The organism is Kitasatospora sp. NPDC004745, from assembly GCF_042873275.1.
In the GTDB taxonomy this organism is placed as follows: Bacteria; Actinomycetota; Actinomycetes; order Streptomycetales; family Streptomycetaceae; genus Kitasatospora.
Genome location: NZ_JBIALK010000046.1, coordinates 13,511 through 38,096 on the forward strand (window position 1 = coordinate 13,511; position 24,586 = coordinate 38,096).

At 74.8% G+C, this 24,586-nt stretch carries 22 protein-coding genes; 12 read left to right on the forward strand and 10 right to left on the reverse strand.

The genetic code is table 11. From position 1 onward, the window contains the following. Window positions 1-11: 11 nt before the first annotated feature. Window positions 12-803: a TIGR03089 family protein gene (locus ACFYUY_RS38680; RefSeq protein WP_360221457.1), complete on the reverse strand. Its 792-nt coding sequence runs from the start codon at window positions 801-803 to the stop codon at window positions 12-14. A gap of 100 nt (window positions 804-903) precedes the next feature. Then, window positions 904-1,395, reverse strand: a complete 492-nt coding sequence (locus ACFYUY_RS38685; protein ID WP_360221454.1) for an SgcJ/EcaC family oxidoreductase — start codon at window positions 1,393-1,395, stop codon at window positions 904-906. A gap of 53 nt (window positions 1,396-1,448) precedes the next feature. Here ACFYUY_RS38685 and ACFYUY_RS38690 point away from each other — a divergent pair, with 53 nt between their 5' ends. Next, window positions 1,449-2,366, forward strand: a complete 918-nt coding sequence (locus tag ACFYUY_RS38690; RefSeq protein ID WP_360221451.1) for a DNA-3-methyladenine glycosylase 2 family protein — start codon at window positions 1,449-1,451, stop codon at window positions 2,364-2,366. 31 nt (window positions 2,367-2,397) lie between these two features. Here ACFYUY_RS38690 and ACFYUY_RS38695 read toward each other — a convergent pair whose 3' ends face one another. The 3 genes from ACFYUY_RS38695 to ACFYUY_RS38705 form a co-directional block, all read right to left on the reverse strand. Then, complete coding sequence (locus ACFYUY_RS38695; protein ID WP_387907998.1) at window positions 2,398-3,690, reverse strand: coenzyme F420-0:L-glutamate ligase; 1,293 nt, start codon at window positions 3,688-3,690, stop codon at window positions 2,398-2,400. Then, the gene (cofD, locus tag ACFYUY_RS38700; protein WP_360221445.1) at window positions 3,687-4,646 is read right to left on the reverse strand and encodes a 2-phospho-L-lactate transferase; all 960 of its coding nucleotides are present in this window, start codon (window positions 4,644-4,646) and stop codon (window positions 3,687-3,689) included. The genes ACFYUY_RS38695 and cofD overlap by 4 nt, the downstream gene beginning before the upstream one ends. An 84-nt stretch (window positions 4,647-4,730) precedes the next feature. Then, the gene (locus ACFYUY_RS38705) at window positions 4,731-5,405 is read right to left on the reverse strand and encodes a cysteine dioxygenase family protein (RefSeq protein ID WP_360221442.1); all 675 of its coding nucleotides are present in this window, start codon (window positions 5,403-5,405) and stop codon (window positions 4,731-4,733) included. Window positions 5,406-6,028: 623 nt separating this feature from the next. On the opposite strand from ACFYUY_RS38705, the gene ACFYUY_RS38710 reads away from it, so the two are divergent. The 3 genes from ACFYUY_RS38710 (at window position 6,029) to ACFYUY_RS38720 (ending at window position 12,118) form a co-directional block, all read left to right on the forward strand. After that, a complete protein-coding gene (locus ACFYUY_RS38710) occupies window positions 6,029-6,301 on the forward strand; it encodes a WhiB family transcriptional regulator (RefSeq protein ID WP_063349134.1) in 273 nt (90 codons plus the stop codon). A gap of 228 nt (window positions 6,302-6,529) precedes the next feature. Next, entirely contained in the window at window positions 6,530-10,396 is a 3,867-nt protein-coding gene (locus ACFYUY_RS38715) for a glycosyltransferase (protein ID WP_387908002.1), read from the forward strand. A gap of 6 nt (window positions 10,397-10,402) precedes the next feature. Next, window positions 10,403-12,118 (forward strand): DUF5719 family protein, encoded by a 1,716-nt coding sequence (locus ACFYUY_RS38720; RefSeq protein WP_387908005.1) that lies wholly within the window; start codon window positions 10,403-10,405, stop codon window positions 12,116-12,118. Between the two features lie 65 nt (window positions 12,119-12,183). On the opposite strand, the gene ACFYUY_RS38725 is transcribed toward ACFYUY_RS38720, so the two are convergent. Further along, window positions 12,184-12,636 (reverse strand): metallopeptidase family protein, encoded by a 453-nt coding sequence (locus ACFYUY_RS38725; protein WP_360221434.1) that lies wholly within the window; start codon window positions 12,634-12,636, stop codon window positions 12,184-12,186. 240 nt (window positions 12,637-12,876) lie between these two features. On the opposite strand from ACFYUY_RS38725, the gene ACFYUY_RS38730 reads away from it, so the two are divergent. The 6 genes from ACFYUY_RS38730 to ahcY all read left to right on the forward strand — a co-directional run bounded on the left by ACFYUY_RS38730 (window position 12,877) and on the right by ahcY (window position 19,320). Then, entirely contained in the window at window positions 12,877-13,242 is a 366-nt protein-coding gene (locus ACFYUY_RS38730; protein WP_360221431.1) for a DUF3499 domain-containing protein, read from the forward strand. Between the two features lie 166 nt (window positions 13,243-13,408). After that, window positions 13,409-14,794: a phosphomannomutase/phosphoglucomutase gene (locus tag ACFYUY_RS38735; protein ID WP_360221428.1), complete on the forward strand. Its 1,386-nt coding sequence runs from the start codon at window positions 13,409-13,411 to the stop codon at window positions 14,792-14,794. Between the two features lie 147 nt (window positions 14,795-14,941). Next, entirely contained in the window at window positions 14,942-15,124 is a 183-nt protein-coding gene (locus ACFYUY_RS38740; protein WP_218205801.1) for a Trm112 family protein, read from the forward strand. An 81-nt stretch (window positions 15,125-15,205) separates the two neighbouring features. Beyond that, a complete protein-coding gene (locus tag ACFYUY_RS38745; RefSeq protein ID WP_387908010.1) occupies window positions 15,206-16,456 on the forward strand; it encodes an SIS domain-containing protein in 1,251 nt (416 codons plus the stop codon). A 98-nt stretch (window positions 16,457-16,554) separates the two neighbouring features. Then, on the forward strand, window positions 16,555-17,532 hold the full coding sequence (locus ACFYUY_RS38750) for a cation diffusion facilitator family transporter (RefSeq protein WP_360221421.1): 978 nt from the start codon (window positions 16,555-16,557) through the stop codon (window positions 17,530-17,532). A 339-nt stretch (window positions 17,533-17,871) separates the two neighbouring features. Next, window positions 17,872-19,320 (forward strand): adenosylhomocysteinase, encoded by a 1,449-nt coding sequence (gene ahcY, locus ACFYUY_RS38755; RefSeq protein WP_360221418.1) that lies wholly within the window; start codon window positions 17,872-17,874, stop codon window positions 19,318-19,320. 143 nt (window positions 19,321-19,463) lie between these two features. On the opposite strand, the gene ACFYUY_RS38760 is transcribed toward ahcY, so the two are convergent. Both ACFYUY_RS38760 and ACFYUY_RS38765 read right to left on the reverse strand, forming a co-directional pair. Then, entirely contained in the window at window positions 19,464-20,552 is a 1,089-nt protein-coding gene (locus ACFYUY_RS38760; protein ID WP_360221415.1) for a hypothetical protein, read from the reverse strand. After that, complete coding sequence (locus tag ACFYUY_RS38765; protein WP_360221412.1) at window positions 20,549-21,061, reverse strand: SigE family RNA polymerase sigma factor; 513 nt, start codon at window positions 21,059-21,061, stop codon at window positions 20,549-20,551. Before ACFYUY_RS38765 ends, ACFYUY_RS38760 begins: the two co-directional genes overlap by 4 nt. Before the next feature lie 110 nt (window positions 21,062-21,171). Between ACFYUY_RS38765 and ACFYUY_RS38770 the strand changes: the two genes are divergently transcribed. After that, window positions 21,172-21,807, forward strand: a complete 636-nt coding sequence (locus ACFYUY_RS38770; RefSeq protein WP_360221409.1) for a hypothetical protein — start codon at window positions 21,172-21,174, stop codon at window positions 21,805-21,807. An 81-nt stretch (window positions 21,808-21,888) separates the two neighbouring features. Here ACFYUY_RS38770 and ACFYUY_RS38775 read toward each other — a convergent pair whose 3' ends face one another. Further along, on the reverse strand, window positions 21,889-22,893 hold the full coding sequence (locus tag ACFYUY_RS38775) for an RDD family protein (RefSeq protein ID WP_360221406.1): 1,005 nt from the start codon (window positions 22,891-22,893) through the stop codon (window positions 21,889-21,891). Between the two features lie 284 nt (window positions 22,894-23,177). On the opposite strand from ACFYUY_RS38775, the gene ACFYUY_RS38780 reads away from it, so the two are divergent. After that, on the forward strand, window positions 23,178-24,182 hold the full coding sequence (locus tag ACFYUY_RS38780) for a stage II sporulation protein M (protein ID WP_387908014.1): 1,005 nt from the start codon (window positions 23,178-23,180) through the stop codon (window positions 24,180-24,182). A 166-nt stretch (window positions 24,183-24,348) separates the two neighbouring features. Here the strand turns inward: ACFYUY_RS38780 and ACFYUY_RS38785 are convergent. Next, on the reverse strand, window positions 24,349-24,586 hold a 238-nt coding region (locus tag ACFYUY_RS38785), incomplete at its 5' end, for a hypothetical protein (protein ID WP_387908016.1).

The following is a 24,586-nucleotide window of genomic DNA, read 5'->3' on the forward strand; positions in this document are numbered from 1 at the left end:
GGGGCCGGGGGTTACCCGAGGCGCACTGTCACCCGTTCGGATTCGGTGCGCTTCTCCCACTGCTCGTCGCTCAGCGACTGCGAGTTGCGGCACAGCACCACCGAGGCGCCGGCCGCCAGCGGTGCCAGCAGGCCGGCCTCCAGGCCCGCCCAGTCGTCGAACGACAGCGTGGACAGCACCCGGTCGCCCGGCTGCAGCGCGAGGCGCGCCGCGCCCTCCCTGGCCAGCGCGACGGTCTGTTCGCCGGTCAGCTTCAGCGGCAGGCCGTCCACGGCCGTCTCCAGGGCCTGTCCGTCCGGGGCGACGGGGGAGTACGGCGCGAAGCGGTCGCCCTGGCCGGGCACCTCGGCGGCGTAGTCGAGGAAGCCGTCCGGGCGCTGCGGGAAGCGCCCGCCGAGCGGGCGCAGCGCCAGGGCGACGCGCTCGCCGGAGCAGGCCTGGGCCGCCGTCAGGCCGTCCGGGCCGCTGACCACCAGGTCGGCGGTGTCCGGCTCGCCGGCCGGCACCGCCGTCACCCCGACGGACCAGCAGGCGAGCAGCCAGACGGCGCTCTGCCAGTGGGCGGGCAACAGCAGGGCGGCCCGGTCGCCCGGGCCGGCGTTCAACTCGTCCTGGAGGAGGTTGGCGGTCTTGGCCACCCAGTTGTCGAAGGTCCGGGCGGACAGCTCCACCCGTTCACCGGTGGCGTCGTCGTAGAAGGTGACCAGCGGGGCCGCTGGGTCGACCGAGGGCGTGCCGCCGCGCAGGTATGCGTGCAGCAGCTCGACGGGGGTGCGGGCATCGGCAGCGAAAGGCGCAGTCATGGTGCGCCCCAGCCTACGGCCTTCGGGTGGGAGGCCGGGAGGGGTGTCGGACCCGCCGCGGGGCGCGCGGCGGGTGGCCCGTCTCCGCCCGCCGGGCCGACTACCGGGGCCCGGGCCCGCGCCCGATCAGCGCGCGCAGTTCCGCCGTCAGGGCCGCCGCGAGGTCCGGCCGGTGGTCGTAGCGCGCCGGCGTGTTCTGCATCAGGGCGATCCGCCAGCCCGACCCGGCGTTCACCGCGATCACCGTCTGGACCGCGTTGAGCGCCGGGTCGAGGTCCTCCGCGTCGTCCGGCACCAGCCCCGTGACGGCGTCCAGCTGGGCGACGCCGGCCGCCAGCGCCCGGACCCGGCGCACCTCGGCGACGTACTCCGGCGTCGGGTGGTCCGCGAAGATCCGGCCGAGTTCGGCGGCGATCGCCGAGCGCCCGCGGTACCTGGTCCCGTCGTGCCCGATCAGCTCGCCGTCCTCGGCGAAGGGCCCGGCGGCGGCCGAGCCGTCCCGCAGGTTCCACCCCTCCAGCGCCCTGCGGTACAGCGCCCGCACCGCGTTCTCGTCCCCGGAGGGCAGCTCCGGCAGCCGCGTATCGTTCATATCCCCATGGTCGACGAAGGCGGTGGAGCCGGACAGCGGAGGAGGCGCGGGCGGTGACGGACGGGGCGGTGCGGCGCTGGCGGCCCGGGTTCCCGCTGGACGCGGCCCGGACCCTGCTGCCGCTGCGACGGGGCCCCGCCGACCCGTCCTACCGGACCACCGGCGACGGCGCCGTCTGGCGGGCGTCGCGGACCCCGGCCGGGATCGGCACGCTGCGGGTGCTGGCACGGCCCGGCGCCGGCGAGGTGGAGGCCACCGCCTGGGGCCCGGGCGCGCCGTGGCTGCTCGAGCGGCTGCCGGCCCTGCTCGGCGCGGAGGACGATCCGGAGGGCCTGGTGCTGCCGCCCGGGCCGCTGCGGGACGTCCAGCGCCGCACCGCCGGTGTCCGGCTCACCCGGACGGGCCTGGTGCTGGAGTCGCTCGTCCCCGCGATCCTGGAGCAGAAGGTGACCACCGACGAGGCGTACCGCGCCTGGCGGGCCCTGCTGCGGGGCTTCGGCAGTCCGGCCCCGGGCCCGGCGGAGGGGATGCGGGTGGCGCCGTCGGCCCGTGAGTGGGCGCTGGTGCCGAGCTGGGAGTGGCACCGCGCCGGGGTGGACCCGAAGCGCTCGGCGACGGTCGTGCGGGCCGTCCGGCTGGCGCCCCGGCTGGAGGAGGCCTCCGCGATGGGGCACGCCGAGGCCTTCGCCCGCCTCACCGCCGTCCCGGGCGTCGGCGTCTGGACGGCGGCGGAGACCCTGCAGCGCAGCAACGGCGACCCGGACGCGGTGTCGGTCGGCGACTTCCACCTGCCGAACCTGGTCGGCTGGGCGCTGGCCGGCCGACCCCGCAGCGACGACGGCCAGATGCTCGCCCTGCTGGAGCCGTACCGCCCGCACCGCCACCGGGTCTGCCGCCTCCTGCTGGCCGCCGGCGCCCGCGCCCCCCGTTACGGCCCCCGGCTCGCCCCCGAGGACCACCGCGGTCGCTGAGCACCACCGCGGACCTGCGGCCGCCGAGCGGCTACCGCACCTCGATGAAGGCGTCGGCGGCGCGCTCGGGGCGGTCCCGGGGCGGTTCGGCGGGGCGGCCGACGGCGACGGCGCCCATCGGGTCCCAGCCGTCGGGGAGGCCGAGGGCGGCGCGCACGGTGTCGCGGCAGAACATGGTGGAGGAGACCCAGGCGGTGCCGTAGCCCTCGCCGGTGAGGGCGACCAGCAGGTTCTGGACGGCGGCACCGAGGGCGACGGTGAACATCTCCCGCTCGGCGGTGGCGCGCCGCGGGTCGGGGTACTCGTGCGAGCCGTCCATGACCAGGCAGGGCACGACCAGGTACGGCGCGTCGCGCAGCACGTCGCCGCGGGCGGTGCGGCGGGCGATCCTGGCGTCGTCCCAGCCGTCGAGGTCGCGCAGGTCGCGCTGCCAGGCGGCGAGCATCGCGTCGAGCAGCCGGGTGCGGGTGCCGGCGGACTCCAGCAGCACGAACCGCCACGGCGTGGTGTGGTGCGGGGCGGGCGCGGTGACGGCGGCGGCGACGGCGCGCCGGACGGCGGCGGGGTCGACCGGCTCGGGGGTGAAGGCGCGGACGGTGCGCCGCAGGGTGACGGCCCGGCGCAGCGCCTCGGAGGTGCCGAGCCGGAACATGTCGTCGGCGGCGGGCCGCACCAGCGGCCGGGTGCCCTCGCCGTCCTCGACGGTGACGAGGTGGCCGAGTCCGCGGACGACGGCGACCGGTACCCCGTCGGCCTTGCCCTTCACCAGGTCGCCGGCGGCGGCGAGTTCGTCGGCGGTCGCGGTGACGGTGAGGGTCAGTTCGTTGCCGTGGCTGTCGGTGCGGCCGCGGTGGTCCGCCAGGACGGACATCCCGGCGGCGCCGACGGCGACGTCGGTGAGCCCGTTGCGCCAGGGCCGGCCGAAGGTGTCGGTGACGAGGACGGCGAGCCGGCGGCCGGTGAGCCGCCGGAGCCCGGCGCGCAGCGCGCGGGCGGAGGCGTCGGGGTCCTCGGGCAGCAGCAGGACGGTGCCGGGGGCGGTGTTGGAGGCGTCGACGCCGGCGGCGGCCATGACGAAGCCGTTGCGGTTCTCGACGATCCGGGCCGGGCCGCGCCGGGCGACCACCCGGACGGTCTCGGCGTCGATCGCCGCCTCCCGGTCGGCGGCGTGCAGCAGCCGGCCCTCGGCCTTGCTGACGATCTTCGAGGTGACCAGCAGGATGTCGCCGTCCTCGTAGTCGGCGGCCTTGGCGAGCAGCGCGGCGAGGTCGTCCCCGGCGGCGACCTCCGGGAGCCCCTCGACCGGGAGGATCCGCACCGTCACTTCCGCACCTGCTCCGCGAGGTCCAGCGCGGCCCGCGCCATCGCGGCGGTGGCCTCGACGTCGGTCATCAGCAGCGGGACGGCGCGGCAGGCGATCCCGGCGGCCTCGACGGCGGCCACCGCGCCCTCGTCGGCGGTGTCGACGAGCCAGCCGTCGATCAGCCCGGATCCGTAGTTCAGGGCGACGGCCTCGGCGGTGGCCTCGACGCCGACGGCGGCGAGCACCTTGTCGGCCATGCCGCGCACCGGGGCGCCGCCGATGATCGGGGAGAGCCCGACCACGGGCGCCGGGGCGGCGGCGACGGCCTCCCGGATGCCGGGGACGGCGAGGATGGTGCCGATGGAGACGACCGGGTTGGACGGCGGGAAGAGGATGACGTCGGCGGCGGCGAGGGCCTCCAGGACGCCGGGCGCCGGCTTGGCGGTGTCCGCGCCGACCGGGATGATCGCCTCGGCGTCCACGGCGGCGTGCAGCTTGACCCAGTACTCCTGGAAATGGACCGCCCGGGTGCCCCGCTCGTCGGTGATCCGCACGTGGGTCTCGACCCGGTCGTCGCTCATCGGCAGCAGTCGCACCCCGGGCTTCCAGCGCACGCAGAGGGCCTCGGTGACCTGGCTGAGGCTGTACCCGGCGGTGAGCATCTGGCTGCGCACGAGGTGGGTGGCGAAGTCGCGGTCGCCGAGCCCGAACCACTCGGGGCCGACGCCGTACTCCTTCATCTCGGCCTTGATCGACCAGGTCTCGTCGGTGCGGCCCCAGCCCTGTTCCTCGTTGATGCCGCCGCCGAGGGTGTACATCACGGTGTCGAGGTCGGGGCAGACCTTGAGCCCGTAGAGGTGGATGTCGTCCCCGGTGTTGCCGATGACGGTGATCTCGTCCTGCGGGCCGACGGCCGCGAGGAGTCCGCGCAGGAAGCGCGCCCCGCCGATTCCGCCTGCCAGTGCCACGATGCGCATGCGCCCATCCTGCCACGGCCCGACGTCCCGTCAGCCGGGCCGCGGGCGGTGCGGCGGCGGGCCGACGGGAGGTCGGGCGGTCGGTCAGTGGGCCTCGGCCTGGGTGTGCGGGTGCTGCTCGGGGACGGCGGCGGCGCCGTACTGGGTCATCTCGGTGAGGCCCGGGGAGTAGAGGTGGATGGAGACGGCGGGTTCGAGCGCGCCGTTGACGACCTCGTGCAGGTAGCCGGGGGAGAAGACCCGCTGCCCGCCGGGGCGCAGGGTGCGGGCGACCGCGCCGCCGTGGGCACCCCCGGCGGACTGCTGGGGGAGGGTGAGGGAGCGCTCGATCAGCTCGCCCCGGACGACGGTCATCACGCCGGAGGACTCGCCGTGGTCGTGGAAGCCGCTGCTCTGGCCGGGCAGCCAGCTGAGCAGCCAGACCTCGTAGCCGGGGCCGGTCTCCAGCCGGGCGTACCAGCGGGTGAGGGCGTCGTAGCGGACGAGGGGTTCCCAGCGGTCGCGGTCGGCGGCGATCTCGCGGACCAGCCGGGCGTACTCGGCGACGGTGGTGGGGTGCTCCGGCAGGTCGGTGCGGGCCAGGTGCGGGAAGGCGAGCGGGTCGCCGGCGATGGAGACGTCGCTGAGGCCGTCGTCCCAGCCGGAGGTGCGGCGGTCGGCCGGGTGCTCGGTGGGGCGGGTGGCGGCGGGCGCGACGAGGCCTCGGCGGGCGAGTTTGTTGCGGTCGCGGTTCCGCTTGCGGATGCGGGTCATGCGCACGGGAGTCGTCCTCGGAGTGGCGGCTGGTTCGTCAGGGATCAGCCGGATCCGGGATGTCCTGGGGCGGGAATCGCGGGCGGCCTCTGTGCTTCCTGGGGGCGGCGCGCGGTGGGACGCGGGCGCCTAGATACAGCAGGAGCAGAGGCGACAACAGGAGTTCACGGCACGACGGAGCGTGGAACCGCTCCGGGGGCTGGTGAACTCTGACATGGAGGAAAGGAGACCGCATCGGCGGCGCCGGTGTCAAACCGGAGTATGGGGCGTTCAGGTGGGTTAGGTCCTGATCTTTCCCGGATGGGGTGATTAATCACTGTCTATGTTTCGATGGGAAGATCGCCGGGAAGGCAGGGCGATGACCGGCCTGTGATGGTGACCGAGCGTCACTCGGCCGATGGTTGCGAATGGTTCGATGATGTCCGGGGCTTTCGGGCAGAACGTCCGATGTGTCCGGATATGTACACTATTCGTAACGGCTTGGTGCCGGGGAGTGAATCCTGGCCCCAATACCAGAGCTCGGCTTGACTGGGCCAGAGTGACGCAACTGTAATTTCACTCGTGTCGTCGGCCGCACGAGGCAACGGCAACCACGGGGACGCCAAGTAGGGGCAGAGGAGGCGCGCCACATGAGCGAGCTCTTTGAGCTGTTGATCGGTGACGGCATCGCGGAGGAAGAGGAGGAACTCGGCTGGCAGGAGCGCGCGTTGTGCGCCCAGACCGACCCCGAGTCCTTCTTCCCCGAGAAGGGCGGCTCCACCCGCGAGGCCAAGAAGGTCTGCCTCGCCTGCGAGGTCCGCTCGGAATGCCTGGAGTACGCGCTCGCCAATGACGAGCGCTTCGGCATCTGGGGCGGTCTCTCCGAGCGCGAGCGGCGGCGGCTCAAGAAGAGCGCGGTCTGACCGGGTCGCCCCAGGGCCCCGTCAAGCCTCCGACAACCGCACAGCAGTACGGGCGCCTCACCGCGGTGGTGGGGCGCTTTCGTGTTCCCGGGCCCGGGCCCGCCCGGCCCTTCACCGCTTCCGCACCGGCACCGCGGACGAACCCGCCACCCGGAGCCGTTAGTGTGGTGCGCCATCCGGTTGCCGTTCACCGGCTGTGTCCACCGAGAACTGGGGCCCGCGCACTCGATGACCGTCTACAGCCACCAGAGCGGCTTCACCGCTGCCAGGCCGCCCGCCTACCCGCGCCACCTGGTCACCGCGGTGATCGTCTCGCACGACGGCGCCCGCTGGCTGCCGCAGGCCCTCGCCGGCCTGCTCGGCCAGGACCGCCAGGTCCAGCGGGTCCTCGCGGTCGACACCGGATCCACCGACAACTCCCCGCAGCTGCTCGCCGACACCCTCGCCGACTGGCTGCCGGAGAGCGGCCCGGTGATCCTCGGCCGCCGGGCGGGCTTCGGCACCGCCGTCGCCGAGGCCGTCTTCAACAGCCCGCCGCTGCGCCCCGAGGACCTCCCGTACCGGCTCGACCCGTCCGGCTACGACCCGGTCACCGGCGGCTGGGACGACTTCGGCGACCCGCTCGCCCAGGAGGACGACCTCGGCCGCGGCGGCCCGCGCGAGACCCAGCCGATCGAATGGCTCTGGCTGCTGCACGACGACTGCGAGCCGCAGACCGACGCGCTGCGCCGGCTCCTGCAGGTCGCCGACTCCACCCCCAGCGCCGCCGTCGTCGGCCCCAAGCTGCGCAGCTGGTACGACCGCCGGCAGCTGCTCGAGGTCGGCGTCACCATCGCCCACTCCGGCCGCCGCTGGACCGGGCTCGACCGCCGCGAGCAGGACCAGGGCCAGCACGACCAGGTCCGTCCGGTGCTCGCCGTCTCCAGCGCCGGCATGCTGGTGCGCCGCGACGTCTTCGAGGAGCTCGGCGGCTTCGACAAGGCGCTGCCGCTGATGCGCGACGACGCCGACTTCTGCTGGCGGGTCAACGCCGCCGGCCACCGCGTGGTGGTCGCCCCCGACGCCGTGCTGCGGCACGCCGAGGCGGCCAGCCGCGAACGCCGCGCCATCGACTGCGGCCCCTCCCACCCGCACCGGGTGGACAAGGCCGGCGCCGTCTACACCCTGCTCGCCAACTGCAAGGGCGCGCTCTTCCCCTACGTCCTGCTGCGGATGGTGCTCGGCACCCTGCTGCGGGCCGTCACCAACCTGCTCGGCAAGGACCCCCGGCAGGCCTTCGACGAGCTCGCCGGCCTCGGCCACGAGCTCGTCCGCCTCCCGAGGCTGCTGGCCGCCCGCAAGCGGCGCGCCCGGACCCGGGCCGCCGACGCCCTCGACGACCGCACGCTGTTCCCGCCGCCCGGCGCCACCACCCGGCTCGCCATCGAGGGCGTCATCGGGTCGCTCGGCATAGGGGGCGGCGACGACACCGGGGGCCGGCACGGCTCGGTCGAGGCCGGGCCCGGCGACGAGGACGCCGAGGACCTGGTCGTCGAGCAGTTCACGCTGGTCAAGAAGCTGGCCCGGCGCCCGGCGCCGGTCCTGTTCGCGGCCCTGCTGGTGTTCGCCCTGGTCGCCTGCCGCAGCCTGTTCGGCAGCGGCGAGCTGTTCGGCGGCGCCCTGCTCCCCGCCACGGACGGTGCGAGCGGCCTCTGGTCGATGTACGCGGACGCCTGGCACCCCGTCGGCACCGGATCCACCGCGGCCGCACCGCCGTACCTCGGCGTGCTCGCGGTGCTGTCCTGGACGCTGTTCGGCCACGCCGACCTCGCGCTCACCGCGCTGATCGTGCTCACCGTTCCGCTGGCCGCCGTCAGCGCCTACCTGGTGTCCCGGCCGCTGCTGGACTCCAAGCTGGTCCGCGCCTGGGCCAGCGCCACCTACGCGCTGCTGCCGGCCGCCACCGGCGCGCTCGCCCAGGGCCGGATCGGCACCGCCGTCCTCGCCGTCCTGCTGCCGCCGCTGGCCCGCGCCGCGGCGATCGCGGCCGGCCTCGGCATCCGCGACGAGAGCGCCGCCAAGGGCGCCCGCCCGGGCTGGCGGCCGGTCTGGATGACCGTCCTGCTGCTCTCCCTCGCCACCTCCTTCGTCCCGCTGACCTGGGCGCTCGCGGTGCCGCTCTGCCTGGCGACGCTGGTCGTCGCCGTGCTGCGCGGCGGGGCCTTCGGCTCCGGCGGTGCCGCGCTGCGCCTGCTCGGCCTGCGCGTCCTGGTGATCCTCGCGGTGCCGGTCGGGGTGCTCGCGCCCTGGTCGCTCACGGTGCTGTCGCACCCGCAGTCGCTGTTGCTGGAGGCCGGTCTGCCGGGCCTGCACGGCGCCGGTGCGAGCGCGGTCGGCCTGCTGCTGGTCAACCCGGGCGGTGCCGGCGTGCCGCCGGTGTGGCTGTCGGCCGGTGTGGTGCTCGCCGCGCTCGCCGCGCTGCTGCGCGCCGACCGCCGCCGCGCGGTGCTGGCCGCCTGGGGTGCGGCCGGTGCCGGACTGCTCTTCGCGGTCGCGGTGGCCGGCACCTCGGTGACCCCGGCCTCCGGCGGCCCGGCCGTGCCCGCCTGGGCCGGCCCGGCCTCGCTGATCGCCGGGATCGCCCTGCTGGCCGCCGCCGCGATCGGTGCCGACGGCGCCAACGCGCGCGTGGCCGGGATCGCCTTCGGCTGGCGCCAGCCGGTGGCCGCGCTGGTGGTGGCCACCGCCGTGCTGGCCCCGCTGGGCACCGGTCTGTGGTGGGCGCTCACCGGCGCCGGCGGGCCGCTGCAGCGCGCCGCGGCCGGTCAGGTGCCCGCGTTCATCGCCGAGGAGGCCGGTACCTCCGACCGGGCCCGCACCCTCGTGGTCACCGGGGACCCGGCCGGCGGCGCCGTCCGCTACACCGTGGTCCGCGGCGCCGGCCTGACGCTCGGCCAGGCCGAGTCCACCGTCGACCCGGCGACCGGCACCCAGGCCGGCCTGAACAAGATGGTCGGCAGCCTGCTGGCCGGCTCCGGCGCCGACCAGGCCAGCGCACTGGCCGCCTACGGCATCGCCTACGTGCTGGTCGAGCAGCCGGTGATCGGCACCTACAAGGACGTCCTGGACACCACCCCCGGGCTGGTCAAGGCCAACCAGGACGGCGACTCCGCGCTCTGGCAGATCAACGGCGCCCCCGGGGTCCGCGCGGTGATCACCGCTCCGGGCGCCGCCCCGGTGGTCGTCCCCGCCGGGGTCCGCGACCTCGCGACGACCGTGCCGGCCGGCCCCGACGGCCGGGTGCTGCGGCTCGCCGAGTCCGCCGCCCCCGAGTGGCGGGCCACCCTGGACGGCACCGCGCTGGAGGCCGTCACGGTGGACGGCTGGGCGCAGGGCTTCAAGCTCCCGGCCGGCGGCGGCAAGCTGGCCGTCACCCGGGCGAACGGCTTCCTGCACACCGGCTGGATCTGGGCCCAGGTGCTGCTCGGCCTCACCGTCCTGGTGCTCGCCCTGCCCGGTCGCCGCAGCCACAAGGACGACGACCTGCCCGAGGAGGTGGTGGCCGCCGCCGCGCTGGCCGCCGCGGCCCAGGCGCAGGCGCCCGCCCCCGGCAGCCGCCGGGCCCGCCGGATGGCCGAGCGCGAGGGCGGCGAGGGCGGCGGGGACGGCTCCGACGAGGCCGGGGTCTACGAGGGCCGGCCGGGCGGCGTCCCGGCGCAGCCGGCCGGCGACCCGGTGACCGGGGCGGTCCAGGCGGCCGCCGCCGTCCAGGACGCCGAGCCGTACGCCGACCCGTACCAGACGTACCAGCAGGCCGACCCGTACAGCTACGACCAGTACGCGGCCCAGCAGCCGGTGTCCGCGCCGTACGGCGGCCAGGGCGAGTGGGAGTACCCGCAGGGGGAGGCCGGGGCGGGCTACCCGCAGCAGGCGTACCCGCAGCAGGGCTACGAGCAGCCGTACCAGCAGGACCAGCAGTACGGCTACGAGGCCTACCCGCAGACGGAGCACCAGCAGCCGTGGGTGCCGGGGCAGCCGCCGGCCGAGCCCTACTACGACCCGAACGACCCCAACGGCACGGGCCGGTACCCGCACCAGCACGGATCGGGGAGCTGACCCGCGATGAAGAAGCCCGCATTCAGGAAGAAGTCCGGGTCCGAGGCCCCCGACGCGGCCGGGCCCACCGAGGCCGAGCGGCCCGGGTACGCCCCGGAGGAGGCGCCGGAGGAGGCGTCGGCCGGCCGGCCCGCCGCCCGCTCCGGCGGCACCAGGACCACGCCGTCCCTGCTGGCCGCGGCCGTCGTGCTGGCGGCGGTCCTCGGGATCGCCGAGGCCCGCCCGCCGGCCGCCCCGGCGAAGGCCGACGGTGGTGTCGTTCCGAGCACCGCGCAGGTCGAACGGACGTCGGCGGTCTGCCCGCAGCCGCTCCAGGGCCTGACCGGCTCGACCACCCTGACCGCCTACACGCCGCCGGGCACGGGCGGCGCCACCACCGGTGCCGGCTGGCTCTCCGACGCCGCCGCGCCCGCCACCGCGCCGACCACCGCACCCGCGGCCACACCGGCGCCGACCGGCTCGGCCACCCCGGCCCCCACCGGTTCGGGCGCCCCCGCGGACAAGGGCGGCGCACCCTCCGACGCCCGGCTGACCCTGGCCAAGCCGGGCACCCCGGCCACCGGCCCGGCCGCCAACGGCGACGCCGCCCCGGGCACCGGGGCCGTCGCCAACGGCGCCCTCGCCCCCGGGTTCACCGTCACCCAGACCACCGTGGTCACCGAGCAACGCGGCCTCGGCCTGTCCGGCCTCACCTGCACCCCGGCCGGGACGGGCTTCTGGTTCGCCGGCGCCAGCACGGCCGGCGACCGGGTCGACTACGTCAGCCTGGTGAACACCGAGGCCGCCGCCGCCGTGGTCGACATCAAGCTGTACGGCGACAAGGGCCTGATCGACAACGACGCCGCCAACGGCATCACCGTCGCCCCCGGCAGCTCGCAGTCGGTGCTGCTGTCCACCCTCACCAAGGGCGCCGTCGGCGACCTCGCGGTGCACGTGGTCGTGCGCAGCGGGCGGCTCGGCGCGGCGCTGCACGCCGCCGACGGGAACAAGGGCGCCGACTGGATCCCGGCCTCGGCCGAGCCGGCCGCCACCCAGGTCATGCCCGGCCTGCCCGCCGACGCGTCCGCGGCCCGCCTGGTGGTCTGGGCGCCGCCGGAGGACGACGCCGACCTGAAGATCCAGCTCTCCGGCAAGAACGGCTGGTTCACCCCGGCCGGCAACGAGACCATCCACGTCAAGGCGGGCATGGTGGCCGCCGTCGACCTGGGGAAGGTCACCCGCGACGAGGTCGCCGGGCTGCGGCTGTCGCCGACCGACGACAAGCACCCCACCCCGGTCGTGGCCGGCCTGCGGGTCGACCGGGCCGGGGGCAACGGCAAGAGCGACGCTGCCTGGCTCACCGGCAGCGCCCCGGTCGGTGCCCGCGCCACCGTCGCCGACAACCGGGCGGGCGCCTCGACGCTGTTCCTGACCTCCACCGGCGACGCCGCCACCGTCCGGGTCACCGCCTCGGCCGGCTCCGGCGGCGGCACCCCGGCGACCAAGGAGGTGCAGCTGCCGGCCGGCGGCACGGTCGCCCTCCCGGCGCCCGAGCCCGCCGGGCTGAACGGCACCTTCGCGCTCACCGTGGAGACCGTCTCCGGCGGCCCGGTGACGGCCGCCCGGATGCTCTCGCTGCCCGCCAAGGACGTGCCGATGTTCACCGTCCAGGCGCTGCGCGACGACCGCAGCACCGTCAAGGTCCCGCAGGCCGCCCAGGATCCGGGCGTCGTGCTGCGCTGATCCGCCGACGGGGGCGGTGCCCGGGTCCTCCGGGCACCGCCCCCGGCCGCACGGCCGCGCGGGGCTCAGTCCTCGTCGTAGCGCGGGTCGATGGCGTCCGGCGACAGCCCCAGCAGCTCGGCCACCTGCTCGATCAGGATCTCGTGCACCAGCGCCGCGCGGTCCTCCCGCGTCTTGGCCCGGATCTCCACCGGCCGCCGGTAGACCACGATCTGGCTCTTGCGCCCCTGCTTGCCCGGCGACACCCGCCCCAGCGGCACGCCGTCCTCGGTCTCGGCCGCGTCGGGCTCGTGCAGCGGCACCTCCTGGACGGCGAACTCCACCTCGATCAGCTGCGGCCAACGCCGTTCGAGACGCTCCACCGACTCGCGCACGTAGTCGTCGAACAGTTCGGAGCGGGTGAGCGAGATCGGCACCTGCGGCGGCGCCAGCGGGCCGCGCAGCCCCCTGCCGTGCCGGTCGCGGTGCCGGGGACGGCGCGAGGGTCCCGTCGATGACTGCGGTGCAGAGCTGTCCATATCACTGCCGAGGGTAGTCCTTGGACGGTCGGAAGTGGACTACTCCGACGGGGAAACGCCCGGGGTGGCGGGCGCACACCCGAGCGGGCGGGGCGATCGGAGCGCGGGAGGGGCGTGCCGCGCACCGTGCCCGCCGCGCGCGGCGAGGGGCTGTCAGGGGGTGCCCGGACCGCGACACGGCACACCCACCGGGCAGGCGGTCTTCGCTCCCCGGCGGGGAGTGCGGTACCGTCCACCCTCGTGAGCTCTGTACGTCGTTGTTCGCGGACCGCGTGCGGCCGGCCGGCCGTCGCGACGCTGACGTACGTCTACGCGGATTCCACCGCCGTCCTGGGCCCGCTCGCCACCTACGCCGAACCGCACTGCTACGACCTGTGCGCCGAGCACGCCGAGCGGCTCACCGCCCCGCGCGGCTGGGAGGTCGTCCGGCTCGCCGCCGAGGCCGGGCCGCTGCGCCGCAGCAGCGACGACCTGGAGGCGCTGGCCAACGCCGTCCGCGAGGCCGCCCGCCCGCAGACCCCCCGTCAGGGCCGCTCGCCCGAGGGCGATTCCACCGAGGCCGGCCGCCGCGGCCACCTCCGGGTGCTGCGCTCCCCGGACAACTGACGCCTCGCCCCGCGCCGGGCGCTCCACCGGCCCGGGTACGCTGCCGGTCTACCGTCACCGCGTCCCGTCGACCGAACGGGCGGTGACCCCGACGTATCGTGACCGTGTGCGGCCAGCCGCCGATCACACGGACACCGACCAGTACAGAGACCAGGGTGGAGCCGCAGTGCGCGACCTCAAGCAGCTCGTGAAGGCGTACGACGTCCGAGGCGTCGTCCCGGACCAGTGGGACGAGCACCTGTCCCGCGCCTTCGGCGCCGCGTTCGTGCAGGTCACCGGCGCGTCCGCGATCGTGGTCGGCCACGACATGCGGCCCTCCTCCCCGTCGCTCAGCCGGGCCTTCGCCGAGGGCGCGGCCGCCTACGGCGCCGACGTGGTCCAGATCGGCCTCTGCTCGACCGACCAGCTCTACTACGCCAGCGGCAAGCTCGACCTGCCCGGCGCGATGTTCACCGCCAGCCACAACCCGGCCCAGTACAACGGCATCAAGCTGTGCCGCGCCGGCGCCGCCCCGGTGGGCCAGGACACCGGCCTCTCCGAGATCCGCGAGCTGGTCGAGTCCTGGACCGCCGAGGACGACACCGTCACCGTGCCCGTCGTGGACGTCAAGCCCGGCGCGCTCTCCGAGCAGGACACCCTGCGCGGCTACGCCGACCACCTGCTCGGCCTGGTCGACCTCACCGCGATCCGCCCGCTCAAGGTCGCCGTCGACGCGGGCAACGGCATGGGCGGCCACACCGTGCCGACCGTCTTCGCCGGCCTGCCGATCGACCTCGTCCCGATGTACTTCGAGCTGGACGGCACCTTCCCCAACCACGAGGCCAACCCGCTCGACCCGAAGAACATCGTCGACCTCCAGGCCCGGGTCCGCGAGGTCGGCGCCGACATCGGCCTGGCCTTCGACGGCGACGCCGACCGCTGCTTCGTCGTCGACGAGCGCGGCGAGCCGGTCTCCCCGTCCGCCATCACCGCGCTGGTCGCCGCCCGCGAGATCGCCCGCGCCCAGGCCGCCGGCGAGGCCGAGCCGACGATCATCCACAACCTGATCACCTCCTGGACCGTCCCCGAGGTGGTCCGCGAGCTCGGCGCCACCCCGGTGCGCACCCGGGTCGGCCACTCCTTCATCAAGCAGGAGATGGCCGTCACCGACGCCGTCTTCGGCGGCGAGCACTCCGCGCACTACTACTTCCGCGACTTCTGGCGCGCCGACACCGGCATGCTGGCCGCCCTGCACGTGCTGGCCGCGCTCGGCGGACAGGACGGCACGCTGTCCGCGCTCACCGCCGAGTACGACCGGTACGCCGCCTCCGGTGAGATCAACAGCACCGTCGCCGACCAGGCCGCCAGCACCGCCGCCGTCCGCGCCGCCTACGCCGGCCTGGAGGGCACCACCGTCGACGAGCTGGACGGCCTCACGGTGGCCGGCCCGGACTGGTGGTTCAACCTGCGCGCCTCCAACACCGAGCCGCTGCTGCGCCTCAACGTCGAGGCCAAGGACCCGGCCCGGATGGCCGAGCTGCGCGACGGCGTGCTCGCCGTCGTCCGCGGCTGAGCCCCGCGGCTGAGCCCCGCGCCCGAGCCCCGCGCCCCGGTACCGCCGGGGCCCGTGCCCGGTGCCCCGGCCGGTAGGGTTGCCTATCGGCCGGGGCACCGCCGCGCCACCCCCCGACTTACCGGCTTCTGACCCTTGGAGAGCCCCATGAAGCTCGAATCCTTCCTGCTGGAGATCCTGGTCTGCCCGCAGTGCCGGGCCGCGCTCACCGAGGGCGGCACCGAGGAGCAGCCCGAGCTGGTCTGCACCGGGACGGACTGCGGGCTCGCCTACCCCGTCCGCGACGGCATTCCGGTCCTGCTGGTGGACGAGGCCCGCCGCCCGGCGTGATCCTGGGGGCGAAGCCCCACCCCGCCAGCCCCAGAGCTCCCCGCCCAGCGCGGCACAGGACAGCAGCCGGAGGCCCGCCGCATGCTCGACGACACCCTGCTCGACGACCCGGCCGCCCTCCAGCGCGCCGACCGCGACCGCGCCCTGCTGGCCCTGGCCGGCTCCGGCGCGCGGGTGCGCACCGCGTTGCGGCTGGCCGACGCGGCCGGACTGGACCGGCTGCGCCCGGACGGCCGCCCGCGCGCCGTCCTGGTCGCCGGCCACGGCAGCGCCCTGACCGCGGCCGAGATCCTGGCCGCGCTGGCCGGCCACGCCAGCCTGATCACCCCGCTGCCGCCGACCGAGGCGGCCGCCCCGCGCGGCGACCGGGCCGGCGGCCCGCCCGCCTTCACCACCGGGCTCGGCTGGCAGCTGCCAGGCTGGGCCGGCCCGCTCGACCTGCTGGTGGTCAGCTCCGCGGACGGCGGCGAGCCCGGCCTGGTCAGCCTCGCCGAGCAGGCCTACGCGCGCGGCTGCGCCGTCGTGGTCACCGCCCCGGCGGGCAGCCCGCTGGCCGAGGCCGCCCTGCAGGTGCGGGCGCTGCCGCTGCCGTACGTGACCGGCGGGTCCGCCGAGGACGAGGCCCCGGCCGGGGCCGCCGCCGAGCCGGACCTCCCCGCCGAGGACCCGGCCGCGCTCTGGTCCCACCTCACCCCGCTGCTGGCGCTCGCCCAGAAGGTCGGCATCACCCAGCTGCCGTACGACGCGCTGCCGGCCGTCGCCGACCTGCTGGACGCGACGGCCGTCCGCTGCCGTCCCGACGCCGCCGCGTACACCAACCCGGCGAAGGGCCTGGCCGCACGGCTGGCCGGGACCGTCCCGCTGCTGTGGGCCGACGGCCCGATCGCGGGGGCCGCCGCCGCCCGGTTCGCCGCCCAGCTGGCCGACCGGGCCGGCCGCCCGGCGCTGGCCGGCCTGCTGCCGCAGACGCTCACCGCCCACCGCGGCATGTTCACCGGCCAGTTGGGTGCCGGCGCGGACCCGGACGACTTCTTCCGCGACCGGGTCGACGAGCCGGACCCGCTGCACCTGCAGGTCCTGCTGCTGCGGCACGCCCCCGGCGCGGCCGGCGGCGCGGACGACGCGGCGGACGGCCCGGTCGAGGTGCCGGAGGACGACCCGGGACCGCGCAGCTTCGGCGTCAGCCGGGCGCACCGGCTGGCCGGCGCCCACGACGTCCGGCTGACCGAGTACGCGAGCACCCGGCAGGACGCCCTGCACGCGCTCGCCGACCTGATCGCGCTGACCGACTTCGCGGCCGTCTACCTGGGGCTGGCCGCCGCCCAGTCCTGAGACGCGGGGCCCGCCGCCCCGGCCGGCCGGTACGGTAAGCGCTCGACGACACCCCGACAGCGCGGCACGGCCGGCTTCACCCGCGGAGGACCCCGAGCATGAGTACCGAAGGCGGCACCAAGGCACTGGTAGCGGCACTGTCCGCGAACCTGGCGATCGCGGCGGCCAAGTTCGCGGCCTTCGGCTTCACCGGCTCCTCGTCGATGCTGGCCGAGGGCGTGCACTCGGTGGCCGACTCGGGCAACCAGGTGCTGCTGCTGATCGGCGGCAAGCGGGCGCGCCGGGAGGCCGACGAGGCCCACCCGTTCGGGTACGGCCGCGAGCGCTACATCTACGGCTTCCTGGTGGCGATCGTCCTCTTCACCGTCGGTGGCCTCTTCGCCATCTACGAGGGCTGGCACAAGGTCAGCCACCCCGAGGCGCTGGACTCCTGGGGCTGGGCGGTCGGCGTGCTGCTCTTCGCCATCGTCATGGAGGGCTGGTCCTTCCTGACCGCGATGCGCGAGTCGGTGAAGGCCAAGGGCGGCCAGGGCTGGGTGCAGTTCATCCGCACCGCCAAGGCCCCCGAGCTGCCCGTGGTGCTGCTGGAGGACACCGGTGCGCTGATCGGCCTGGTGCTGGCCCTGATCGGCGTGTCGCTCACCGTCGTCACCGGGGACGGCGTCTGGGACGGCGTCGGCACCCTGTGCATCGGCGTCCTGCTGGTGGTGATCGCCGTGGTGCTCGCGCTGGAGACCAAGTCGCTGCTGCTCGGCGAGTCCGCCGACCGGGAGTCGGTGCAGCGGATCCGCGAGGCGCTGGTGGACGGCGAGGCCGTCACCGGGGTGATCCACATGCGGACCCTGCACCTCGGCCCGGAGGAGCTGCTGGTCGCCGCCAAGATCGCCGTCAACGCGGAGGACAGCGCCGCCCGGGTGGCGGCCGCGATCGACGAGGCCGAGGTGCGGGTCCGGGCGGCCGTCCCGATCGCCCGGGTGATCTACCTGGAGCCCGACGTCTACAGCGCCGAGAAGGCCGCCGCGGGCGAGGACCCGGCGGCGACCCCGGGCGGGCCGGGGCCCGCGCCCGCGCACTGACGCGCCCGGCCTCCGGGGTTGGGGTCGCGCTTGAGGACCGATCGCATCCGGGGCCGAAAACGGTCATCGCAGGACGGCCGACGGGGCCACCGGTGTAGATTCGTCACCAGAGCCAGAACGTCGCTGCTGATGGCGGTCGATCGGCGGTCCGCACCCGTAGGGTGTGCCCCGGTCGAGGGAGAGAGGTCCTCCGACGGTTTGTGCTGCGCAGCAGGGAACCGGTCCACCACCACGTGACCCGGCCACCCGGCGTAGCCGTGCACCCGTACGGCCCCGCCGCGCCGCGACGGCACACCAGGACCTTGGCCATGCCCCACCCCATCAGCGAGGAGCAGACGCATGTCGACCGACATCACCGGTGACTTCAAGGTCGCCGACCTTTCCCTGGCGCCGTTCGGCCGCAAGGAGATCCAGCTGGCCGAGCACGAGATGCCCGGCCTGATGTCCATCCGCGCCGAGTACGCGCAGTCCCAGCCGCTGGCCGGCGCCCGCATCACCGGCTCGCTGCACATGACCGTGCAGACCGCCGTCCTGATCGAGACCCTGACGGCGCTGGGCGCCGAGGTCCGCTGGTGCTCCTGCAACATCTTCTCCACCCAGGACCACGCGGCCGCCGCCATCGCCGTCGGCCCCGAGGGCACCCCGGAGAACCCGCAGGGCGTGCCGGTCTTCGCCTGGAAGGGCGAGACCCTGGAGGAGTACTGGTGGTGCACCGAGCAGGCGCTGACCTGGCCTGACGGCCAGACCCCGAACATGATCCTGGACGACGGCGGCGACGCCACCCTGCTGATCCACAAGGGCGTCGAGTTCGAGAAGGCCGGCGCCGCGCCGGACCCGTCCACCGCGGACAACGACGAGTTCCGGATCATCCTGGAGCTGCTCAACCGCACCCTCAAGGACACCCCGAACAAGTGGACCGAGGTCGCCGCCACCATCAAGGGCGTGACCGAGGAGACCACCACCGGCGTCCACCGCCTGTACGAGATGCACCGCGACGGCAAGCTGCTGTTCCCGGCGATCAACGTCAACGACTCGGTCACCAAGTCGAAGTTCGACAACAAGTACGGCTGCCGCCACTCGCTCATCGACGGCATCAACCGCGCCACCGACGTCCTGATCGGCGGCAAGGTCGCGGTCGTCTGCGGCTACGGCGACGTCGGCAAGGGCTGCGCCGAGTCGCTGCGCGGCCAGGGCGCCCGCGTCATCGTCACCGAGATCGACCCGATCTGCGCGCTCCAGGCGGCGATGGACGGCTACCAGGTCGCCACCCTGGAGGACGTCGTCGAGACGGCCGACATCTTCATCACGACCACGGGCAACAAGGACATCATCCTGGCCTCCCACATGGCGCGGATGAAGCACCAGGCCATCGTCGGCAACATCGGCCACTTCGACAACGAGATCGACATGGCCGGCCTGGCCCAGCTGCCGGGTGTCGTCAAGACCGAGGTCAAGCCGCAGGTCCACGAGTGGCGCAAGGCCGACGGCCGCACCATCATCGTGCTCTCCGAGGGCCGCCTGCTGAACCTGGGCAACGCGACCGGCCACCCGTCGTTCGTGATGTCCAACTCCTTCGCCAACCAGACGATCGCCCAGATCGAGCTGTTCACGAAGACCGCGCAGTACCCGATCGGCGTCTACGTGCTGCCGAAGCACCTGGACGAGAAGGTCGCCCGCCTGCACCTCGACGCGCTGGGTGTGAAGCTGACCACCCTGACCCAGGAGCAGGCCGACTACATCGGCGTCCCGGTCGAGGGCCCGTACAAGGCGGAGCAGTACCGCTACTGATGCGGTGACGCCGCTTGCTGATGCGGTGACGCCGCCGCGGCGGCGGGCAGGAACGCCGGTGGCCGGCACCCCGCCCGGGGTGCCGGCCACCGGCGTTCGCGCGTTCCTGCGGCGTCCGCGGCCGTCCGCGGGCCGTCCGCGGCTCAGGGGACGATGACGTCGGAGGTCCAGCTGCTCCGGTCGGGGCCGAGCGGCGTGGTGTGGGCGAGCATCCAGTCGAGGCCGCCGAGCTGTTCCAGGGAGGCGGGCATGCCTGCCCCGGCGCTGACGGAGACCTCCACGCCGTTCCGCACGGCGACCAGCGGCGGGTTCGGGTCGGTGAACGGGGAGCCGTCCGTGCTGGTGTAGCTCGCGTGGGGCCCGTCCGGGCGCAGGGAGACCGAGACGTTCCTGCCGTCGACCTGGAACATCACCCACAGGGCCCAGGCGCCCACACCGTCGGTGTCCGGCTGCGAGAGCAGGACGTCGGTGGCCTTGAACGCCTCCGGCAGACCGGTGAACCGCACCGGCAGCGGGACGTTCCAGTGGCCGAACCGTACGTCCCGGGCGGCCCGGTGGAGGATCTCCTCGGTGACGTCCCCGGCCTTGCCGCCGTAGCCCGTGATCTCCGCCCAGCGCCCGGAGGCCGTCAGCCAGCGCAGCGTGGGCTGCGGGGAGACACCGGGCCGGGGCCGGCCGGGGACGACCCAGTAGGCCGTGCGCCCGTCGATCGGCTCGGCGTCGACCCTGGCGAGCGCGTCGCCGACGGAGTTCCTCATCGGTGGCTCCTCGCCGGGCCCGTACTGCGAGAGCAGGATGCGCGGGGCGTCCTCGCCGATGCCACGGGCCTGGGCGGAGATCCCGTGGTAGCCGGTCTCGTAGCCGATGCCCCGCTCGCCACCGGCCCAGTCGGGCAGCCAGCCGAAGTGCACCTCGGTGGTCAGCGGGTCGACGCCGACCGGGGTCGGTGCGGCGGACGGCGAGGGCGACGCGGACGGGGAGGGCGAACCGGTCGCCGTGGGGGCGGCCGGTGCCGGTGTGCTGGCGGAGCCGCCCCCCGGGGCCACCAGCGCGGTGGTCGTGATCACCGCGGCGGTCACGACGGCGACGGCGCCGACCGCGACGAGCCGGCGGCGGCGCAGCCGGGCGGCGCCCTCGGCGACGGACCGGCCGGCGTCGAAGCGCGCCGGCGGTGCGGGCCCGTCGGCGAGTGCCGCCAGCCGAGCGGTCAGGTCGTGCTCCTCGGTGGTCATGGCGTCCTCTCGGCGATGGCGGGACGGGGTGAGAGGGTGCCGCGCAGGGTGCCCAGCGCGCGGGAGCTCTGGCTCTTGACGTTCCCGGACGAACAGCCCAGGGCCTCGGCGGCCTGCTCGATCGACAGGTCGCAGTAGTAGCGGAGCACCACCGTGGCCCGTTGCCGGGGCGGGAGGGCGGCCAGCGCCTGGCGCAGGTCCAGCGAGGCGTCCAGGTCGACGCCGCCGGCCGCCGTGTCCGGGTCGGGCTCCGAGCGGACGGTGCGGCGCCACCAGGGGGAGCGCTGCTCGGCCAGGAACGTGTTCACCAGCACCCGGCGGGCGTAGCCGTCCCGGTTCTCCATCCGGGCGGCCCGCGCCCAGTTCACGTACAGCTTGGTGATCGTCTCCTGGACCAGGTCGTCGGCCCGGTGCCAGTCCCCGCACAGCAGATAGGCGACCTTCCGCAGCCAGCCGCTCCTGGAGGCCACGTACTCCGTGAACTCCTCGTCGCGCGTCTGCTTCGCCATCTGCACCCCCTCTCGTCAGGTCGGCGGCACCGGCCCGGTGCCGCCCACACCTCTAATGCGCGGGTCACCGGAGAACGTTGCACGCGACCTGCGCACGTAGGCTTTCGGGCATGCCCAACGGCCGTTACTCGCTCCACGACACCCACGACCACGTGCTGCTCGGCGAGGAGCGCTTCAGCTGCGCCCCCGGCGCGGCCGGGTGGCGCTACGTCTCCAAGACCTACGCGCCGGACGGCCGGGTCCTCGGGGGCCTCGACCTCACCCTGGACTCGCGGGCCAGGCCGTTGCGGATGGAGGTCAGGGCCGGCGGCTGGCAGGTGCGCGGCGGCGCGGTCGACGGCGTCGCCTGGGTCCGCACCGACGCGGCCGACCCGGGCGGCGAGCACGCCGTGGAGGGGCACGACCGGGCCCACGGGTTCACCGGCAGCTCGCCGGCCTTCCTCGTCGCCACCGCCCGGCTGCTGAGGCTGCGGGAGGGGGCGAGCGCGCGGGTGCGGCTGGTCGCCTTCACCGACCCGGTGCTGGCGCCGCGCACCTTCGACCAGGGGTGGCTGCTGGAGGGCGTCGACACGCACGCGACGGACTCGGGGCCGCTGCTGGTCGAGCGGTACCAGGTGGCGGACCTGGAGACCGGGGAACAGCAGGTCGTGCACCTCGCCGGAGACGTGGTGCTGGCGGCGGGCGGGATCGAACTGGAGGAGCTGGCGTCGCCGCCGAACGCCTGGCCGCTGGAGTTCGGGGAGTAGGGGGCGGCCGGCCCGTGCGGGAGGGCGCGGGTCGGCCGGGCTCCGGTGGCCTCGGACGGTGTCAGGCGGTCTCAGGCGGTCTCAGGCGGGTGGGGCGAATCCGGTGCCGGCGGTGGGTTCGGCCGGTGCGGCGGGCTTCTCGAACGAGGGGGCGGCGGGTGCCGGCGCCGGAGTCGGAGTCTGCGCCGGAGTCGGCGCGGGTGCGGGCACGGGTGCCGTCGGAACGCCGAGGACGCGGAGCGGTCGGCCGTCCGGGGCGGTCGGCTGGTGGGCCTGCGCCGGCGCGTGCGGGGGAGCGGGCGCCGCGGCGGCGGCAGTGCGCCACTGCTCCTGGGCCCGCGACCACTCCCGCCGCTGGCGTTCGGTGAGCACGGCGCCCAGGTAGGCGGCGGGGTGCAGGCCCGGGGCCACCGGGAGACCGGTCCGGTCGGCGACGTCGTCGGCCAGTCCGGTGGCCATCCGCAGTGCCACGGACCGGTCCAACTGGCCTATGCGGCCGAGCAGTTGGCGGACGGCCAGCCAGAGCGGCTCCGGCACCGCGGAGAGGTCCATCGCGACCAGCTCGCGCCCCATCGACTGCAGCAGGTGCGGGTGCACCGGCGGCAGCGGGGACGCCGCGGCGCCGCCGGGGGTGCGCTCGCGGACCACGACCGTCCCGGCGAAGACGTCGCCCAGCCGTCGGCCGTCCGCGTTCACCATCGAGGCGATCACCGCCGGAACCCCCGTCAGGGCGACCAGCTCCATGAAACCGACCAGTCCCCGCACCAACGAGTGCCGGAACCGCACCGGGCCGCCGTCGCTGCGCACCACCCGCAGGCCGAGCGCCGCCTTGCCGAGCGAACGGCCGTGGCTGAGGGTCTCGACCATCACGGGCACGGCCACCAGGAAGAACACCAGCAGTCCGAGCAGGAGGGCGGCCAGCGCCGCGCCGTCCAGACCGATCAGGGTGATGCTCAGCACGAGCGAGACCAGCAGCAGAGCGGCGAACTCCACGACCAGGTCGAGCACGATCGCCAGCGCCCGGCTCGGAAGCTTCGCCGTCTGCAGGTCGAGGACGACCGCCTCACCCGTCACCAGGTCGCTCAAGACACCTGTCCGTTCACACTCGTGGAGCCCGTGCGGCTCCCTCGTGGAGATCGCCGCGAGCGGCGTGGCCGGGGGAGGGACGACAGCGGACCGGCCCCCACGACCCGCTCTCCGCAGCCTGGTCCGCAGCCGCCAACATACGGCGCGCGGCGGGCGCACGGGAAGTGAGATCCCGGGGGCCGGGACCCCCGTGGCTGCTGGCATGCTGGGCCGCACGTGTCCGTACGTACCCGCCCGCCCGCGACCGCGCCCCTCGTGGCCACCGCCGACCAAGGAGCCGCCGAATGGACCTGGACGTCTTCGTCGCCACCCACCAGGGGGAGTGGGCCCGGCTGGACGCCCTCGCCCGACGGCGCCGGCTCACCGGCGAGGAGACCGACGAACTGGTCACCCTCTACCAGCGCGCCACCGGGCACCTCGCGAAGGTCCAGGCCGCCGCGCCGGACCCCGCGCTGCTGAGCCGGCTGACCGGACTGGTCTCGCGGGCCCGCAGCGCGGTCACCGGGTCGCGCAGCAGCGGCTGGCACGACGTCGCCCGCTACTACGCGGTCAGCTTCCCGGCCGCGCTGTACCGCGCGCGCCGCTGGTGGCTGCCGGTGGCCGTCGTCTCGCTGCTCGCCACCGCGCTGCTCGCCTGGTGGATGGCCACCCACCCCGAGGTGCGCAACAGCCTCATCGCCCCCGACCAGCTGCGGGAGATGACCCGCCCCGGCGGCCAGTACGAGGCGTACTACTCGGACCGCCCGGCGAGCTCCTTCGCCGCCCAGGTCTGGACGAACAACGCCTGGATCGCCGTGCAGTGCCTGCTGTTCGGGATCGCCCTCGGGCTCCCGGTGCTCTGGGTGATGTGGACCAACGTGGTCAACCTCGGCATCGGCATCGGCCTGATGGCCTCCGCCGGCCGCCTCGACGTCTTCCTCGGGCTGCTCGTTCCGCACGGCCTGCTGGAACTCACCGCGGTGTTCGTGGCCGGCGGTCTCGGCCTGCGCCTGGGCTGGACGGTCATCGACCCCGGCCCGCGGACCCGCGGAACGGCCCTGGCCGAACAGGGCCGCGTCATCATCGGCATGTCGATCGGACTCGCGACGGTGCTCGCCGTCTCCGGCGTCCTCGAAGCCTTCGTGACGCCCTCCGGCCTGCCGACCTGGGCGCGCATCTCCATCGGCGTGCTGGCCGAGGTGGCATTCCTCCTCTATGCACTGGTGCTCGGTCGAAGGGCCGCCCGGTCCGGTGAGGTCGGAGACCTGGACGCGGCCGACAGCGCGGACCTGCAGCCCGTCGCGGCGTGAGGCGATGTGATCCACAGGCCTCTGACCTGCTACTCTTCTCGCATCCCAGCCGAACCATTGACGTGGTCGGGGTGGGCTAGTAGGTTTAAACGGTTGGGACTGACTGGACAACGGTCGGGCCCGGGCGTTAGTGTCTACGACACCGCCGAATCGAGGCGAGCGCGTTTCACGAAATGCGCGCCCTCTGACGAAGCAAATCCCACGGACTGAGCAAGCCGAAAGCTTTGATAAGCTTCGGAGCGAAGTTTGCAGGAAATCCCACCAGCGGGAATTCAGAAAAACGAAGCCGGTAAGAAACGGCCGCGAGGATCTGATAAGCTGGGAACACGAAAGAACGAAGCGCCCGGAGGGCCTGCTGGAAGGCAGACCGAAGGAAGTGTCCGTTCCTTGAGAACTCAACAGCG